We start from the raw sequence: 14413 nt of genomic DNA, 5'->3' as shown, positions 1-14413 counted from the left end.
CCTGCGTACGGCCGCATACAATGAATCCAGGCACGCTCGCAGCGCCGCCGCACCGGACTGGGGCGCCATCCCTGGCGCTGCCGGCGCGAATCTTGCATGGCGCACTGCAACAGAGCCAGCCATGACACGACGCCATCCGCCCCCCACGCCCACGCCGTCGACCGCGGCGCCCACCAGCCGGGTGCTGCGCATCCTGCTCGTGCGCGACCCGCTCGACGCCGATCCCCTCAATGTCGAGACCATCCGCAGCGGGCTGGTGAACGCGGGCTTCACCGAGATCCAGATCGTCGACGCCGACCTGCGGCTGCCCGACGTGATCACCGCCAGCCAGCCCGACATGCTGATCATCGCGTCCGAGTCAGCCGCGCGCGACACCATCGAGCACGTGTGCGTCTCGACCCAGCATGCACCGCGCCCGATCGTGCTGTTTACCGACAACGACGACAGCCAGCGCATCAAGGCCGCCCTGAGCGCGGGCATTACCGCCTATATCGTCGACGGCCTGCGCGCGGAGCGCGTCAAGACCGTGCTCGATGTCGCCTATGCGCGCTTCGAGCTGGACCAGCAGCTGCGCGCCGAACTCGACGCCACGCGGCTGAAGCTGGCCGAGCGCAAGGTGGTGGAGCGCGCCAAGGGCCTGCTGATGCAGGCGCGCGGGCTCAGCGAGGAAGACGCCTACAAGCGCCTGCGGAGCATGGCAATGGAACGCGGGCTGAAGCTGGTGGATGCCGCGCAGCGCGTGATCGACGTGATGGGCTGAACGTCCGGGCTGAACGCCCGGCGCCGGCCGTCGCGGTGCAACGCCGCACGCGGCTGGTGCGCTGCACGTTCGTGGCACCACCCCGCATGCCCGCGTCGCCGGTCCATTGCCGCGGGACGGCGTCGACGATGTCCGGACCGCGTCACGTACGCACCGGCCTCGCCCATTTCGCTGCCATCCCCGCCCCATTACGCCCCGTTCCGGCACAACGCTCCCCGAAATGTTGCACCGCACAGTGCTGGCATACGCCTTGCGTCATGCAGGCATCGGCCAACGGCGGCCGATCGACAATTCAGGCGGACACGGCCAACGCAGGCCGCGTCACGCCACGGACAACGGCGTCCCCGCAGCGCACCGGTCTTCTGGCGAAGCCGGCTGTGCCAGGGGACGCTTTTTTCTTGGAGCCATGCAATGCCCTCTCGCCTCAGCCATGCCAGGCCGCTGCACCCCGCCGTCCAGCACTCCGACGCCGCTGCCGACGCGGTACCGGCCAGCAGCGGCCGGCGCCGTGCGCTGGCCACCATCGCCGGTGCCAGCGTGATGACGCTGGTTGATCCGCTGGTGCGCGCCGGCGCCTGGGCCGCGGGCTCGGACGCGCCGGAGAAGACCGAGGTGCGCATCGGCTTTATCCCGCTGACCGACTGCGCCTCGGTGGTGATGGCCGCCACGCTCGGGCTCGACAAGAAGTACGGCATCAAGATCACACCGACCAAGGAAGCCTCGTGGGCGGGCGTGCGCGACAAGCTGGTCAATGGCGAGCTGGACGCGGCCCACGTGCTCTACGGCCTGGTCTATGGGGTGCAGCTCGGTATCGGCGGGCCGAAAAAAGACATGGCCGTGCTGATGAGCCTTAACCACAACGGCCAGGCCATCACGCTGTCGTCCAAGCTGGCCGAGAAAGGCGTCCGCGACGGCGCCAGCCTGAAGGCGCTGATGACGAAGGAAAAGCGCGACTACACCTTCGCCCAGACCTTCCCGACCGGCACGCACGCGATGTGGCTGTACTACTGGCTGGCGGCCAACGGCATCAACCCGATGCAGGACGCCAAGGCCATCACGGTGCCGCCGCCGCAGATGGTGGCCAACATGCGCGTGGGCAATATGGACGGCTTCTGCGTGGGCGAGCCGTGGGGCGCGCGCGCGATTGCCGACAAGATCGGCTTCACCGCCGAGACCACGCAGGCAATCTGGAAGGACCATCCGGAAAAGACTTTGGGCACCACCGCCGAGTTCGTGCAGAAGCATCCCAACACAGCACGCGCGATGGTGGCCGCGGTGCTGGAGGCGTCGAAGTTCATCGACGCATCGGCCTCCAACCGCCGCAAGACCGCCGAGACCATCGCCGCCAAGTCCTATGTCAATACCGACATGGACATCATCCTCGACCGGATGCTGGGCCGCTACACCAACGGGCTGGGCAAGACCTGGGACGACCCCGACGCGATGAAGTTCTACCAGGACGGCAACGCAAACTTCCCGTTCCTGTCCGACGGCATGTGGTTCCTGACGCAGCACAAGCGCTGGGGCCTGCTCAAGGCCCACCCGGATTACCTCGCCGTGGCCAGGCAGGTCAATCGCATCGATATCTACAAGCAAGCCGCCGCCGCCGCGCAGGTGCCGCTGCCCAGGAGCGACATGCGCAGCTCGAAGCTGATCGACGGCGTGGTCTGGGACGGCAAGGACCCGAAAGCCTATGCCGACGGTTTCAAGATCAAGGCCGCCAGCACCCTTGCCGCCTGACCCGCAGTGCCCCTGACCAAAGGAGCCCGACGTGAATGCCATTGCCTCGACCACGCCCGATGCCGCAGCCGATCCCGACACCAAGGAACGGACACGCCGGCGCGAACAGGAAATCTCCGCGCAGGCCCGGCGCGCGGCACGCCGCGACGCCGCTGCCGCACTGGTGCTCAAGGCGGTGCCGCCGCTGCTGGGCTTCGCCCTGTTCGTGCTGGCCTGGCACGGCATCGCCACCATGATCCCGGCCATCCCCACCCCTGGCGCGACGTGGAACGCCGCGGTGCCGCTGTTCACCGACCCGTTCTACCGCAACGGGCCCAATGACCAGGGCATCGGCTGGAACGTGCTGGCGTCGCTGGCGCGCGTGGCGGCGGGCTTCGGCCTGGCCGCGCTGGTCGGCATCCCGGCCGGTTTCCTGATCGGGCGCTTCGCCTTCCTGAATGCCATGACCGCGCCGGTGATCAGCCTGCTGCGGCCGGTCTCGCCGCTGGCGTGGCTGCCGATCGGGCTGCTGCTGTTCAAGGCCGCCAATCCCGCCGCGATCTGGGCGATCTTTATCTGCTCGATCTGGCCGATGGTGATCAACACCGCGGTGGGGGTCACGCGCGTGCCGCAGGATTACCTGAACGTGGCACGCGTGCTCGACCTGTCCGAGTGGAAGGTGTTCACGCGCGTGCTGTTGCCCGCGGTGCTGCCCTACATGCTGACCGGCGTGCGGCTGTCGATCGGCACGGCCTGGCTGGTGATCGTCGCGGCGGAGATGCTGACCGGCGGCACCGGCATCGGCTTCTGGCTGTGGGACGAGTGGAACAACCTGAAGGTCGAGCACATCGTGATCGCCATCTTCGTCATCGGCCTGATCGGCCTGCTGCTGGAACACGCGCTGCTGGCGCTGGCCCGGCGCTTCAGCTACGGCACCCATTGACCGGTACGGGAGAGACGCCATGGACAAGTTCGTCAGCATCGAAAACGTGGGCCAGACCTTCAAGACCCGCAAGGGTCCGTTCGTCGCACTGCGCGACATCCAGCTGCAGATCGCCGAGGGCGAGTTCATCACGCTGATCGGCCACTCCGGCTGCGGCAAGTCCACGCTGCTTAACCTGCTGGCGGGGCTGGCCACCCCCACCACCGGCGCGCTGATCTGCGCCGGGCGCGAAATCGCCGGGCCCGGGCCGGAGCGCGCGGTGGTGTTCCAGAACCATTCGCTGCTGCCGTGGCTGACCTGCTTCGAGAACGTCTACCTGGGCGTGGAGCGCGTGTTCGCTGCCAGCGAGGGCAAGGCGCAGCTCAGGGCGCGCACGCACGACACGCTGGCGCTGGTGGGCCTGAGCCACGCCGAAGGCAAATATCCGCACGAAATCTCCGGCGGCATGAAGCAGCGCGTCGGCATTGCCCGCGCGCTGGCGATGGCGCCCAAGGTGCTGCTGATGGACGAGCCCTTCGGCGCGCTGGATGCGCTCACGCGCGCGCACCTGCAGGACGAGCTGATCAAGATCGTGGCGCGCACGCGCAGCACGGTGGTGATGGTGACGCACGACGTCGACGAGGCCGTGCTGCTGGCCGACCGCATCGTGATGATGACCAATGGCCCGGCCGCCACCATCGGCGAGATCCTCGCGGTGGACCTGCCGCGTCCGCGCGACCGCGTGGCGCTGGCTGAAGACGCGGCCTACCACGGCTGCCGCACCGCGGTGCTGGACTTCCTCTACCGCAAGCAGCGCAATCCGGCGCTGCAGGAAGCGGCCTAGCCCTTAGCCGTGTAGCGGCACGCCAGGCGGCCATGGGCGCGGCCGCCGCGCTCCGCTATCATGAACCCAGAACACACTCCCCCACGCCGCCATGACCACCACCGCCGCCCCATTTCCCGCCGCCCGCTTTATCAAGGAGATCGGCCGCGGCGTCAACGGCGCGCGCGCGCTGCCGCGCGAGGACGCGCAGGCCCTGTTCGACGCCATGCTGGCAGGCCGCGTGTCCGATTTGGAACTGGGCGCCATCCTGATGGCCTATCGCATCAAGGGCGAGGCGCCGCACGAGCTGGCCGGCATGCTGGAGGCCGCCCATGCGCACTGCCAGCCGCTGCCGGCGCCGCCGGACCGGCAGGTGGTGGTGATTCCCAGCTACAACGGCGCGCGCAAGCAGCCCAACCTGGTGCCGCTGCTGGCGCTGCTGCTGGCCCGCGAAGGCATCCCCGTCCTGGTGCACGGCACGCGCGAGTTCGAGGGCCGCGTGACCAGCATGGCGCTGTTCGAGGCGCTGGGCGTGCCCCTGTGCGCGAGCACCGGCGAAGCGTCGGCAAAGCTGCGGGATGGCGATGCCAATGGCCCGCTGGCGGTGCTGCCGGTGGACGTGCTGTCGCCCGGGCTGTCGCGGCTGCTGGAGCGGCGCACCGTGATCGGCCTGCGCAACTCGTCGCATACGGTGGCCAAGATGCTGCAACCCGTGGGCGAGCACACGCCCGCCGAAGGCCTGCGGCTGTACAGCTACACGCACCCCGAATACCGCGAGACCCTGACCGACTACTTCTCCCACGAACCCGCCAACGTGCTGCTGGCGCGCGGCACCGAGGGCGAGGTGGTGGCCGATGCCCGGCGCACCGGCCGCATCGACTGGCTGCATGAAGGCCACCAGCAGACGCTGGTGGGCCAGGCCGGGGGCTCGATCGGCGACGTGCCGGAGCTGCCGCCGGGCAGCGATGCCGGCCTGACCGTGGCCTGGATCCGGCGCGTGCTCGATGGCGCGGTGCCGGTGCCGGCGCCCATCACCATCCAGATCGAGGCCATCCGCGAATGCCTGCGCCAGGGCACGCGCGTGACCTGGGCCAGCCCGGTCTGAGCCGGCCCGGCGACAACCGTCAGGGCTTGCGCGGGGGCAGCGGAATGCGCTCGGTCTCGCCCGGCACGTGCGGGAACTGGTCGTCTTCCCAGCGCTGGGCCGCGGCCTCGATCGCCACCTTGCTGCTGGCAACGAAGTTCCAGTAGATAAAGCGGTGCCCGTCGGTCGGGTCGCCGCCCAGCAGCATCACCCGCGACGGCGCCGTGGCCGTCAGCGTCGCCGGCTGGCCCGGCGTCAGCACCACCATGTGCTCGGCCGGCAGCGGCTCCCCGTCAAGCGCCACCGCGCCGTCGACCGGGTAGATGCCGCGCTCGGCGTGTTCGGCGGGAATCTCCACGCTGGCGCCCGCATCCAGCTCGATCGCCACGTACAGGGTGCGGCTGAAGACCTTGACCGGCGAGGTCTGGCCGAACGCATCGCCGGCAATCACCACCATGCGCAGGCCGGGCCGCTCGATGCGCGGCAGGGTCGCGGCGGGATGGTGGAAGAACGACGGCTCGGCGCCCTCATGCTGCTGCGGCAGCGCGACCCAGGTCTGGATGCCATGCAGGCGCGCGCCCTCTGGCCGGACATGCTCCGGCGAACGCTCCGAGTGCACGATGCCGTGGCCGGCGGTCATCCAGTTGACGTCGCCGGGGCGGATCGCCTGGTCGCTGCCCAGGCTGTCGCGATGGATGATCTCGCCCTCGAACAGGTAGGTGACCGTGGCCAGGCCGATATGAGGATGCGGACGCACATCGGCGCCCTGGCCCGGCGGCAGCTGCACCGGTCCCATATGGTCGAAGAAGATAAATGGCCCGACGGTCTGGGTTGCCGCGGCCGGCAGCAGCCGGCGCACGGTGAAATCGCCCAGGTCGCGCACATGCGGCTTGAGCAAGTGTTCGATAGCAGACATAACTCCTCCGATCCGATAAGAGAGGCTCGCAAGCATGCCAGTGCGCAGCCTGCCGGTCGAGTGTAGCCGGTGGTGGAACAGTGCATTGCAGCGCCCGGCAGAACCCCGTTGCCACCCCAGGCTCTAACTACCAGTGCGCGATGGCAGCGGTATCGTTGCCGTCTCTTTACGATCTACCTGGCTATCCGAACAGGCGGAGCGATACCCGGGAACTATCGGAGTCATCGGAACTCCAATTAGCACTCACCCGGCCAGAGTGCTAAGATGTGTTGCAGTGCCGCCGATCCCCCAAGGGGCCGCGGCGCACCGGCAACCAAACCGCCGGACGCGAAAGGAGCCATTGAGTGAACGCAGTCTTGTCTGCCGACCAAACCCTGACGAATAACCGTCTGCCGACGGTGCCCCGGAACACGGGCAGCTTTGCGCTGACCTTTCCGGCGACCGTGGGCAACCTCGACAGCTATATCCAGGCTGTGCACCGCATCCCGCTGCTGACCGCGGAGGAAGAGCAACGCCTGGCGCGCGAGCTGCGCGACCACGATTCCGTCGACGCGGCGCGCCGCCTGGTGATGTCGCACCTGCGGCTGGTGGTGTCGATCGCCCGCCAGTACCTGGGCTACGGGCTGCCCCACGCGGACCTGATCCAGGAAGGCAATATTGGCCTGATGAAGGCGGTGAAGCGTTTCGATCCGGATCAGGGCGTGCGCCTGGTGTCGTACGCGATGCACTGGATCAAGGCGGAAATCCATGAATACGTGCTGAAGAACTGGCGCATGGTCAAGGTGGCCACCACCAAGGCCCAGCGCAAGCTGTTCTTCAACCTGCGCAGCCACAAGCAGGGCGGCCACACGTTCACGCCGGAGCAGGTCGAGGCCGTGGCGCGCGAGCTGAACGTCAAGCCCGAAGAAGTGATGGAGATGGAAACCCGCTTGTCGGGCGGCGACCTGGCGCTCGAAGGGCAGGTCGACGACGGTGAAGAGGAATTCGCCCCCATCGCCTACCTGGCTGACAACCACAACGAGCCGACCCGCGTGATGGAAGCCAAGCGCCACGACCGCATGCAGGTCGAGGGGCTGGAAGAAGCACTGGGCAAGCTCGACGAACGCAGCCGCCGCATCATCGAGGCGCGCTGGCTCAACGTCGAGGACGACGGCTCGGGCGGCGCCACGCTGCATGAGCTGGCCGACGAGTTCGGCGTGTCGGCCGAGCGCATCCGCCAGATCGAGGCGGCGGCGATGAAGAAGATGAAGGGCGCGCTGCAGGCATTCGCCTGATCCTCACCTCAGCCATGCAAAAGGCCGGTCCATGGACCGGCCTTTTTTGTTGCCCGCGAAGCGCGGGTGCGACGTTATGCCGCACCCTTTCGCCCCGGCTGCGTCAGGACAACAGCTGTTTCAGGTCGTGCGCGATGGGCTCCGGACCCTGGCCGTGGCGGATGAACAGCCGCAGCTTGCCCTGCGGATCGAACACATAGCTGCCGGCCGAGTGATCCACGGTGTAGTTGTTGGGTGAGCTGCCCGGCACCTTGGCGTAGAACACCTTGAAGTCCTTGGCCAGCTTCTGCAGCGCGGCCTCGTCGGCGGGGCGCAGCCCGACGAAGCGCGGATCGAAGGCGGGCACGTACTGCGCCAGCAGCGCCTGTGTATCACGTTCCGGATCGACCGTGACGAACAGCACCTGCACGCGGTCCCCATCCGGCCCCAGCTGCTCCACGACCGCCTTCAGTTCGGCCATGGTGGTGGGGCAGACATCCGGGCAGTGGGTGTAGCCGAAGAACATCACCACCGCCTTGCCTTTGTAGTCGGCCAGGGTGCGCACCTTGCCGGTGTGGTCGGTCAGCGAGAAGTCCTTGCCGAAGTCGGCGGCACCGGTGATATCGACATTGCGGAACGACGCCTTCTGCTGCCCGCAGGCGGCGACGGCCAGGGCCAGCGCGGCCAGCAGGGAAAAGCGGCGGAAGGCGGCGAACAGGCCGGAAGCGGAGCGGAGGCGTGGCATGCGGGGGACGGGTCAGGAATGGGAAGGAAACAGCATGCAGTATCGCCGATCATGCTGCCGCGCTCGCGCCGGCGCGGCAAGATGCCGCAGCCGGGGCGCACGCCGGCGCAGGTCAGACCTGCGGCACGAACTTGAAGTAGTGGTCGATCAGCAGCGCGGCAAACAGCAGCGACAGGTACAGGATCGAGAAGCGGAAGGTGCGCTGCGCCAGTTCGTCCGAATAGTTGCGGTACAGCTTCCAGGCATAGGCCAGGAAGCCCGCGCCCAGCGCCAGCGCGGCCGCCAGGTAGATGTAGCCGCTCATGCCGTAGACGAAGGGCAGCAGCGTCGCCGCGATCATCACCAGCGTGTACAGCAGGATATGCAGCAGCGTGTAGCGCTCGCCGTGCGTGACCGGCAGCATCGGCAGGCCGGACTTGGCGTAGTCGGCGCGGCGGTACAGCGCCAGCGCCCAGAAGTGCGGCGGGGTCCAGGTGAAGATGATCAGCACCAGGAACCAGGCCTCGGCCGGCACTTCGCCCGCGACCGCGGCCCAGCCCAGCGCCGGCGGCATCGCGCCGGACAGGCCGCCGATGACGATATTCTGCGGCGTGGCCGGCTTGAGCAGGATGGTGTAGACCACCGCATAGCCCAGGAACGTGGCAAAGGTCAGCCACATGGTCAGGTCGTTGGCGTAGACGTGCAGCAGCCACATGCCCGCGCCGCCCAGGATGGCGGAGAACACCAGCGTCTGCCGCGTGGTGATCTCGCCGGTGGCGGACGGGCGCCAGGCGGTCCGGCGCATCAGCGCATCGATCTTCTGCTCGACCAGGCAATTGATGGCGAAGGCCGCGCCGGCCAGCAGCCAGATGCCGGCGGCGCCGCCGATCAGCACTGACCACGGCACCATGCCGGGCGTAGCGAGGAACATGCCGATGATGGCGCAGAACACGGCCAGCTGCGTCACGCGCGGCTTGGTCAGTGCGGCATATTGCCGGGCCAGGTGCCGCATGCGGCTCAACTTGCCCAGGGAATGGGGATGGGTAGCGGTAACCACGGAAGGGGTCTTGTCTTTCATGTGGCGCGGGCGGCAGTCGGCACGGCAGCGGGGGCGCCGGCGGCCCGGGTCGTCAGCCCGATATTGTAGTGGAGACGGACCAGCAGCAGCAGCAGCACCGCGGCGCCGCCGTTATGCGCGACCGCCGCCACCAGCGGCCAGTCGAACACGATATTCGACAGCCCGGTGGCCAGTTGCAGCACCAGCGTCGCCAGCAGCCAGCCGGCGGCGCGGCTGAGCCCTTCGAGCCTGCGCGCGCGCAGGCCGAACCATGCCAGGTAGCCCAGCACGATCACGGCAAAGCCGCGATGGACCCAGTGGATCGCCACCAGCGCCGCGTGCGGGATGTAGTCGCCGTCCGCGGTCATGCCCAGCTGGCGCCACAGCGTGAAGCCATGGCGGAAGTCCATCTCGGGCACCAGCTGGCCGTTGCACAGCGGGAAATCGGTACAGGCCAGCACCGCGTAGTTGGTGCTGACCCAGCCGCCCAGGAAGATCTGAATCACCAGCAGCAGCAGGCCGATGCGCACCGGCCAGCGCAGCCGCGCCGCCTGCGGCGCGACCGGGTGCGGCGGGTCGTTGCGCGAGCCCAGCTGGATCAGCACCGCCAGCAGCGCCATGCCCAGCATCAGGTGCGTGACGACGATGATCGGCTGCAGCTTCAGGGTCACGGTGAAGGCGCCGAAGGCGCCCTGCACGCACACCAGCAGCAGCACGCCCGTGGCAAACCACGGCGACTGCTTCAGTTCGCGCCGCTTGACCCACGCCAGCACCATCAGCGTGATGATCAGCACGCCGACGGCCATGGCGAAGTAGCGGTGGATCATCTCGATCCACGCCTTGGCCAGCGTCACCGGCCCGCTCGGCATCGCGGTCTCGGCCGCGCGGATCGGCTCCAGCGCCGCATGCGGGTTGGAGTGCCCGTAGCAGCCGGGCCAGTCCGGGCAGCCCAGCCCGGAGTCGGTCAGCCGCGTGAAGCTGCCGAACATGATCAGGTCCAGCGTCAGGAACGCCGTGATCCAGGCAAGCTTGCGGTACTTGTTGCGGTCGCCCTTCACCATCACGTAGGACAGCGGGAACAGCGCGATCAGGATGCCGATGATGGCCAGTTGCAGCAGCATGCCGTCCCCTCAACCGATGCGCGAGACCTTGAGCAGCTTCTTCAGGTCGCCGCTCATCTTCTTGGGGTCGGGGTCCTGCGGGAAGCGCATCATCAGGTTGCCCAGCGGATCGACCAGGAACAAGGTGTCCTCGGCGCGCTTGCCCGGCTCGGCCGGCAGCCACTGCTGCGCGGCCTGGCGGTCGATGCGCAGGAAACGCACGCCCGCGTAGGGCTCGTTGTAGGCGGCGGCCAGGCGCTCGTCGATCTTGCCGTCGTCGGTGACCAGCCACACCGGCACGATGCGCAGGCGGTCCTGGCCCTGCCCGGCGCGGATCTGGCGGATGGTGAACAGCTTCTTCGCGCAGGCCTCGTCACAGGCCGACGGATCGGCGCTGACCAGCAGCCACTTGCCGCGGAACTGCTCCAGCGGTACCGCCTGGCCCTGCTCGTCGGTGACGCGCACGGGCGGCATCGGCCGCTGCGGGTCGACCAGCGCGCCATAGTTGGTGGCGCCGCCGCGCGGCTTGATCACGTAGTAGGTGAAGTAGGAGGCAATCACCGGCGACGCGCACACCAGCAGCAGCATCAGCATCTGCAGGCGGCCACGGCGCGTGCGCGCGTCGATGCGGGGGTCGCGCGGCGAAGCCGCGGCGGCCGGAGCGGAGTCTTGCTGTGCCATGGAGTACGTCTGTCCTTTGTCTTCGGCAAGCCCATGCACCGGTATGCGGCACATGGGCGGTCAATTCATTCGATCAGGGTGCGGCCAGCCGGCGCGCGCGGCGCCAGCCCAGCACGACCACCAGCACCACCGTCAGCGCGGCCAGCCCGAACCACTGGAAGGCATAGCCATAGTGGCGCTCGGCGCCGACGTCGGCAGGCGGCCAGTCTCGCGCCAGGCCGTCACCGCTATCGTTGCGCTGCTCGATCACCAGCGGGTGCAGGGCCAGGCCGGTTTCGGCGGCATACGGCGCGATCTCGAGGTTCTGGCGGATCCTGCTGCCGGCGGCCTCCTGGCCCAGGCTATAGACCCGCGGCACGCCGGCCAGTGCCGTGCCGGTGATGGTCACCTCGCCCTCGGGCGTCGGAAACGGCGCGATCCGGGTGCGGTCCTGGGCATCGCGCGGCAGCCAGCCGCGCAGCACCAGCACGGCTCGCATGGCGCCGGCCTCGCCCGCCGCCGCGCCGATCAGCAGCGGCGTCACCACCAGGAAGCCCGCGCGGCTGTCGCCGCTGCGACCGCCGGTGCCGTGGGGGCGATTATCCAGCAATACGGTGCGCGATGCGTCGAAGCGCCCGGTCACGCGCACCGCCCGGTCGGTCACAACTTGTGACAGCGGCGCCGTGCCCAGCACCACCGGCGGCTGGGTTGCCAGCGCCTGCAGCCGTGCGGCGCGCGCTTCCTTCTCGTGCGCGCGATCGAGCTGCCAGTTGCCCAGCGCACAGGTCACCGCGATCACGACCAGCGCGGCGGCCAGCGGCAACGGGCTGGCGAAGCGGCGCCAGCTCATCGTCCCTGCGGCACTGCTGTGAAGCGCGCCCCGGTGCGATAATGGGCCTGTGCGCCGCACGTCGCGCCGCCCCTGCCCCCAACCCGCCCCGCCATGCGCTTTGTCATCATCATTGCCTTCATCCTGATCATCGCCAGCCTGGCCTCGGCCTTGTTCTTCATGATGCGTGACCGTGGCAAGACGCCCAACATGATGCGCTCGCTGATGCTGCGCGTGGGCTTCTCGGTGGCGCTGTTCCTGTTCATCCTGTTCTCGAGCTGGATGGGCTGGATCCACAGCACGGGCATCCGCATGGCGCCCTGAACCGGCGCACCGCGACGGCCCCGTGCGGGGCCCGCAAAAGACAAACGCCGCAGGCTGGCCTGGCCCCTGCGGCGTTTCTCTTTTGCGTTGGCGCCGGCGGACCCGGTCAGTCCGGGGGCCGCCGGCCGGTACGGCAACCGGTTACAGCCAGTACACCACGATGTAGAGGAACAGCCACACCACGTCAACGAAGTGCCAGTACCAGGCCGCGCCTTCGAAGGCGAAGTGGTGCTCCGGGGTGAAGTGGCCCTTCAGCACGCGGATCAGCACCACTGCCAGCATGATCGCGCCCATGGTCACGTGGAAGCCGTGGAAGCCGGTCAGCAGGAAGAAGGTCGAGCCGTAGATGCCCGAGCTGAGCTTCAGGTTCAGGTCCGAGTAGGCGTGCATGTACTCGTACACCTGGAAGCCCATGAAGATCGCGCCCAGCAGGATGGTCAGCGACAGGCCCTGGATCAGCTGGCTGCGCTTGCCGGCCAGCAGCGCGTGGTGCGCCCAGGTCAGCGTCACGCCCGACATCAGCAGCAAGGCAGTGTTGATGGTCGGGATCGGCCACGGGCCCATGGTCTGGAAGGTTTCCACCACGCCGGCCGGGCCGGTGTTGGGCCATACCGCGGCGAAGTCGGGCCACAGGATCTTGTTGTTCAGGTCGCCCAGCCACGGCATGGCGATGGCGCGGGCATAGAACAGCGCGCCGAAGAACGCGGCGAAGAACATCACCTCGGAGAAGATGAACCAGCCCATCGACCAGCGGAACGACAGGTCGATGTTCTTGCCGTACATGCCGCCTTCGGACTCGCTGATGGCGTCGCCAAACCAGCTCTTGAGCACGAACAGGAACCACAGCAGGCCGAAGCCGCAAACGTACGGCGCCCAGGGCTGCCCGTTTACCCAACCGGCGGCGCCGGCACCCGTCAGCAGCAGGCCGAAGCTTGCGGTGATGGGGTGGCGCGACGGGCCCGGTACGAAGTAGTACGGAGCGTTTGCGCGATTCGCACTCATTCTTTTATCTCCAGCTCAGAGTCTTTGATTCAGTATTCGTTGTCCCGCCTTGGCACTGCAGGCCGCCCGCCTCCTCTGGGCCGGCCCCGCCGCCGCGGTTGCTTTTGTTCTGCGACTGCTTTTGTTGTCTACCCTTCCTGCCCTGCTACGCCGCCGCCTGGCTGACCACCAGGCGCACGATCACGACCAGGATCGCGATGAACACCGCCGCCGCGATCAGTCCGGCGATCACCACATGCACCGGGTTCAGCCGGGCCATGTCGCGTTCGTGCTCGGCGCCCTTGCGCAAGCCGATGAACGACCACAACACCGCGCGCATGGTCTGCGCAAACGACAGCTTGCGCTTGACCGCGTCCTTCATCTCATCCATCGCCCGTCCTCCGCTTGACCGGCTTCAGCCGGGCTCGCGCCGGCGGTCCGCTTCAGCTGCCCTTGCCGGCCGGCGCGGGCTGCGGCGCCAGCTGGCCGTCGGGCGCCTGCGCCACCGGCGTGCCCACCTCGAAGAAGGTGTACGACAGCGTAATGCTCTTCACGTCCTTGGGCAGCGCGGGATCGATCACGAACACCACCGGCATCTCGCGCGCCTCGTTGGCCTTGAGCGTCTGCTGCTTGAAGCAGAAGCACTCCAGCTTCATGAAATACTGGGTCGCCTGCTTGGGCGCGTAGCTCGGGATGGCCTGCGCCGAAATATCGCGCGGCTGCCCGTTGGCCACCTCATAGACGATCGTCGCCATCTCGCCGGGATGCACTTCCATGCTGTTCTTCACCGGCCGGAAGGCAAACGGGCCGCGCGCGTTGGAGTCGAACTCCACCGTGATGGTGCGGCTCTTGTCGATCTGCGTGTTCTTCACCGCGCCATGCAGCTCGCGCGTGGTGATCACGTTGAGGCCGGTGATTTCGCAGATCTTCTTGTACAGCGGCACCAGCGCATAGCCAAAGCCGAACATCACGGCAACGATCACGACCAGCCGCAGCATCATGCCGCGGTTGAACCGCTTGTCTGCTTCCCTGCCCGGCTGCTGCTCGATGCTCATGTCGCTACCCTGCCGCCTCAGCCCAAGAACTTCATCTTGGCGAAGAACCCCAGAAAGAAAACCACCACGATCGACAACAGGATCAGGCCAAGGCGCCGGTTGGCGGCCTTGTGGTCCGGGCGTGACGGGCTTTTGTCTGGAGACTGCATAACGGTCTTGATACCTGCCGGCGCGGAGGGGCGGACGCTGCCGCCCCTCCGCGGCCT

At 68.0% G+C, this 14413-nt stretch carries 17 protein-coding genes; 7 read left to right on the top strand and 10 right to left on the bottom strand.

The features are described 5' to 3' along the window. Positions 1-121 precede the first annotated feature (121 nt). The 5 genes from FHX60_RS15005 (at position 122) to ybiB (ending at position 5329) form a co-directional block, all read left to right on the top strand. Entirely contained in the window at positions 122-760 is a 639-nt protein-coding gene (locus FHX60_RS15005) for an ANTAR domain-containing response regulator (RefSeq protein WP_092307503.1), read from the top strand. Between the two features lie 411 nt (positions 761-1171). Further along, positions 1172-2500, top strand: coding sequence for a CmpA/NrtA family ABC transporter substrate-binding protein (locus tag FHX60_RS15000; RefSeq protein ID WP_112773842.1), 1329 nt, complete (start codon positions 1172-1174; stop codon positions 2498-2500). 31 nt (positions 2501-2531) lie between these two features. Then, positions 2532-3422: a nitrate ABC transporter permease gene (ntrB, locus tag FHX60_RS14995; RefSeq protein ID WP_112773843.1), complete on the top strand. Its 891-nt coding sequence runs from the start codon at positions 2532-2534 to the stop codon at positions 3420-3422. A 19-nt stretch (positions 3423-3441) separates the two neighbouring features. Next, positions 3442-4245, top strand: a complete 804-nt coding sequence (locus FHX60_RS14990) for an ABC transporter ATP-binding protein (protein WP_112773844.1) — start codon at positions 3442-3444, stop codon at positions 4243-4245. Positions 4246-4336: 91 nt separating this feature from the next. Next, positions 4337-5329 (top strand): DNA-binding protein YbiB, encoded by a 993-nt coding sequence (gene ybiB / locus FHX60_RS14985; RefSeq protein WP_092307495.1) that lies wholly within the window; start codon positions 4337-4339, stop codon positions 5327-5329. Positions 5330-5348: 19 nt separating this feature from the next. Here the strand turns inward: ybiB and FHX60_RS14980 are convergent, their stop codons facing one another. Continuing rightward, complete coding sequence (locus FHX60_RS14980; RefSeq protein WP_112773845.1) at positions 5349-6224, bottom strand: pirin family protein; 876 nt, start codon at positions 6222-6224, stop codon at positions 5349-5351. Between the two features lie 344 nt (positions 6225-6568). On the opposite strand from FHX60_RS14980, the gene rpoH reads away from it, so the two are divergent. Then, positions 6569-7498 carry an RNA polymerase sigma factor RpoH gene (gene rpoH / locus FHX60_RS14975; RefSeq protein ID WP_092307491.1) on the top strand — a complete coding sequence of 310 codons (930 nt, stop codon included), beginning with the start codon at positions 6569-6571 and terminating at the stop codon, positions 7496-7498. Positions 7499-7601: 103 nt separating this feature from the next. On the opposite strand, the gene FHX60_RS14970 is transcribed toward rpoH, so the two are convergent. The 5 genes from FHX60_RS14970 to FHX60_RS14950 all read right to left on the bottom strand — a co-directional run bounded on the left by FHX60_RS14970 (position 7602) and on the right by FHX60_RS14950 (position 11868). Continuing rightward, positions 7602-8222, bottom strand: coding sequence for an SCO family protein (locus tag FHX60_RS14970; RefSeq protein ID WP_112773846.1), 621 nt, complete (start codon positions 8220-8222; stop codon positions 7602-7604). Between the two features lie 112 nt (positions 8223-8334). Then, the gene (cyoE, locus tag FHX60_RS14965; protein WP_112773847.1) at positions 8335-9279 is read right to left on the bottom strand and encodes a heme o synthase; all 945 of its coding nucleotides are present in this window, start codon (positions 9277-9279) and stop codon (positions 8335-8337) included. Next, a complete protein-coding gene (locus FHX60_RS14960) occupies positions 9276-10379 on the bottom strand; it encodes a COX15/CtaA family protein (RefSeq protein WP_112773848.1) in 1104 nt (367 codons plus the stop codon). Before FHX60_RS14960 ends, cyoE begins: the two co-directional genes overlap by 4 nt. Positions 10380-10388: 9 nt before the next feature. Further along, positions 10389-11039, bottom strand: a complete 651-nt coding sequence (locus FHX60_RS14955) for an SCO family protein (protein ID WP_092307484.1) — start codon at positions 11037-11039, stop codon at positions 10389-10391. 73 nt (positions 11040-11112) lie between these two features. Continuing rightward, a complete protein-coding gene (locus FHX60_RS14950) occupies positions 11113-11868 on the bottom strand; it encodes an SURF1 family protein (protein ID WP_112773849.1) in 756 nt (251 codons plus the stop codon). Between the two features lie 93 nt (positions 11869-11961). Between FHX60_RS14950 and FHX60_RS14945 the strand changes: the two genes are divergently transcribed. Then, entirely contained in the window at positions 11962-12171 is a 210-nt protein-coding gene (locus tag FHX60_RS14945) for a twin transmembrane helix small protein (protein WP_012351630.1), read from the top strand. A 141-nt stretch (positions 12172-12312) separates the two neighbouring features. Here the strand turns inward: FHX60_RS14945 and FHX60_RS14940 are convergent, their stop codons facing one another. From FHX60_RS14940 to FHX60_RS27590, 4 genes are all read right to left on the bottom strand, one after another. Further along, on the bottom strand, positions 12313-13173 hold the full coding sequence (locus tag FHX60_RS14940; RefSeq protein WP_092307480.1) for a cytochrome c oxidase subunit 3: 861 nt from the start codon (positions 13171-13173) through the stop codon (positions 12313-12315). A gap of 145 nt (positions 13174-13318) precedes the next feature. Further along, entirely contained in the window at positions 13319-13543 is a 225-nt protein-coding gene (locus tag FHX60_RS14935) for a DUF2970 domain-containing protein (protein WP_012351628.1), read from the bottom strand. Positions 13544-13595: 52 nt separating this feature from the next. Continuing rightward, on the bottom strand, positions 13596-14207 hold the full coding sequence (locus FHX60_RS14930; protein WP_092307477.1) for a cytochrome c oxidase assembly protein: 612 nt from the start codon (positions 14205-14207) through the stop codon (positions 13596-13598). A gap of 17 nt (positions 14208-14224) precedes the next feature. After that, positions 14225-14356: a cytochrome oxidase small assembly protein gene (locus tag FHX60_RS27590; protein WP_217449847.1), complete on the bottom strand. Its 132-nt coding sequence runs from the start codon at positions 14354-14356 to the stop codon at positions 14225-14227. Positions 14357-14413: the final 57 nt, after the last annotated feature.

Origin of the sequence: Cupriavidus alkaliphilus (assembly GCF_014191175.1) — a bacterium.
Classification (GTDB): Bacteria; Pseudomonadota; Gammaproteobacteria; order Burkholderiales; family Burkholderiaceae; genus Cupriavidus; species Cupriavidus alkaliphilus.
This window is presented reverse-complemented; position numbering and strand designations above follow the sequence as displayed.

Bases quoted from the DNA above. Each gene is read 5' to 3' on its own strand.
- FHX60_RS15005 (WP_092307503.1), top strand. From the start codon at position 122: ATGACACGACGCCATCCGCCCCCCACGCCCACGCCGTCGACCGCGGCG.
- FHX60_RS15000 (WP_112773842.1), top strand. From the start codon at position 1,172: ATGCCCTCTCGCCTCAGCCATGCCAGGCCGCTGCACCCCGCCGTCCAG.
- FHX60_RS14990 (WP_112773844.1), top strand. From the start codon at position 3,442: ATGGACAAGTTCGTCAGCATCGAAAACGTGGGCCAGACCTTCAAGACC.
- ybiB (WP_092307495.1), top strand. From the start codon at position 4,337: ATGACCACCACCGCCGCCCCATTTCCCGCCGCCCGCTTTATCAAGGAG.
- FHX60_RS14980 (WP_112773845.1), bottom strand. From the start codon at position 6,224: ATGTCTGCTATCGAACACTTGCTCAAGCCGCATGTGCGCGACCTGGGC.
- FHX60_RS14970 (WP_112773846.1), bottom strand. From the start codon at position 8,222: ATGCCACGCCTCCGCTCCGCTTCCGGCCTGTTCGCCGCCTTCCGCCGC.
- cyoE (WP_112773847.1), bottom strand. From the start codon at position 9,279: ATGAAAGACAAGACCCCTTCCGTGGTTACCGCTACCCATCCCCATTCC.
- FHX60_RS14960 (WP_112773848.1), bottom strand. From the start codon at position 10,379: ATGCTGCTGCAACTGGCCATCATCGGCATCCTGATCGCGCTGTTCCCG.
- FHX60_RS14955 (WP_092307484.1), bottom strand. From the start codon at position 11,039: ATGGCACAGCAAGACTCCGCTCCGGCCGCCGCGGCTTCGCCGCGCGAC.
- FHX60_RS14950 (WP_112773849.1), bottom strand. From the start codon at position 11,868: ATGAGCTGGCGCCGCTTCGCCAGCCCGTTGCCGCTGGCCGCCGCGCTG.
- FHX60_RS14945 (WP_012351630.1), top strand. From the start codon at position 11,962: ATGCGCTTTGTCATCATCATTGCCTTCATCCTGATCATCGCCAGCCTG.
- FHX60_RS14940 (WP_092307480.1), bottom strand. From the start codon at position 13,173: ATGAGTGCGAATCGCGCAAACGCTCCGTACTACTTCGTACCGGGCCCG.
- FHX60_RS14935 (WP_012351628.1), bottom strand. From the start codon at position 13,543: ATGGATGAGATGAAGGACGCGGTCAAGCGCAAGCTGTCGTTTGCGCAG.
- FHX60_RS14930 (WP_092307477.1), bottom strand. From the start codon at position 14,207: ATGAGCATCGAGCAGCAGCCGGGCAGGGAAGCAGACAAGCGGTTCAAC.
- FHX60_RS27590 (WP_217449847.1), bottom strand. From the start codon at position 14,356: ATGCAGTCTCCAGACAAAAGCCCGTCACGCCCGGACCACAAGGCCGCC.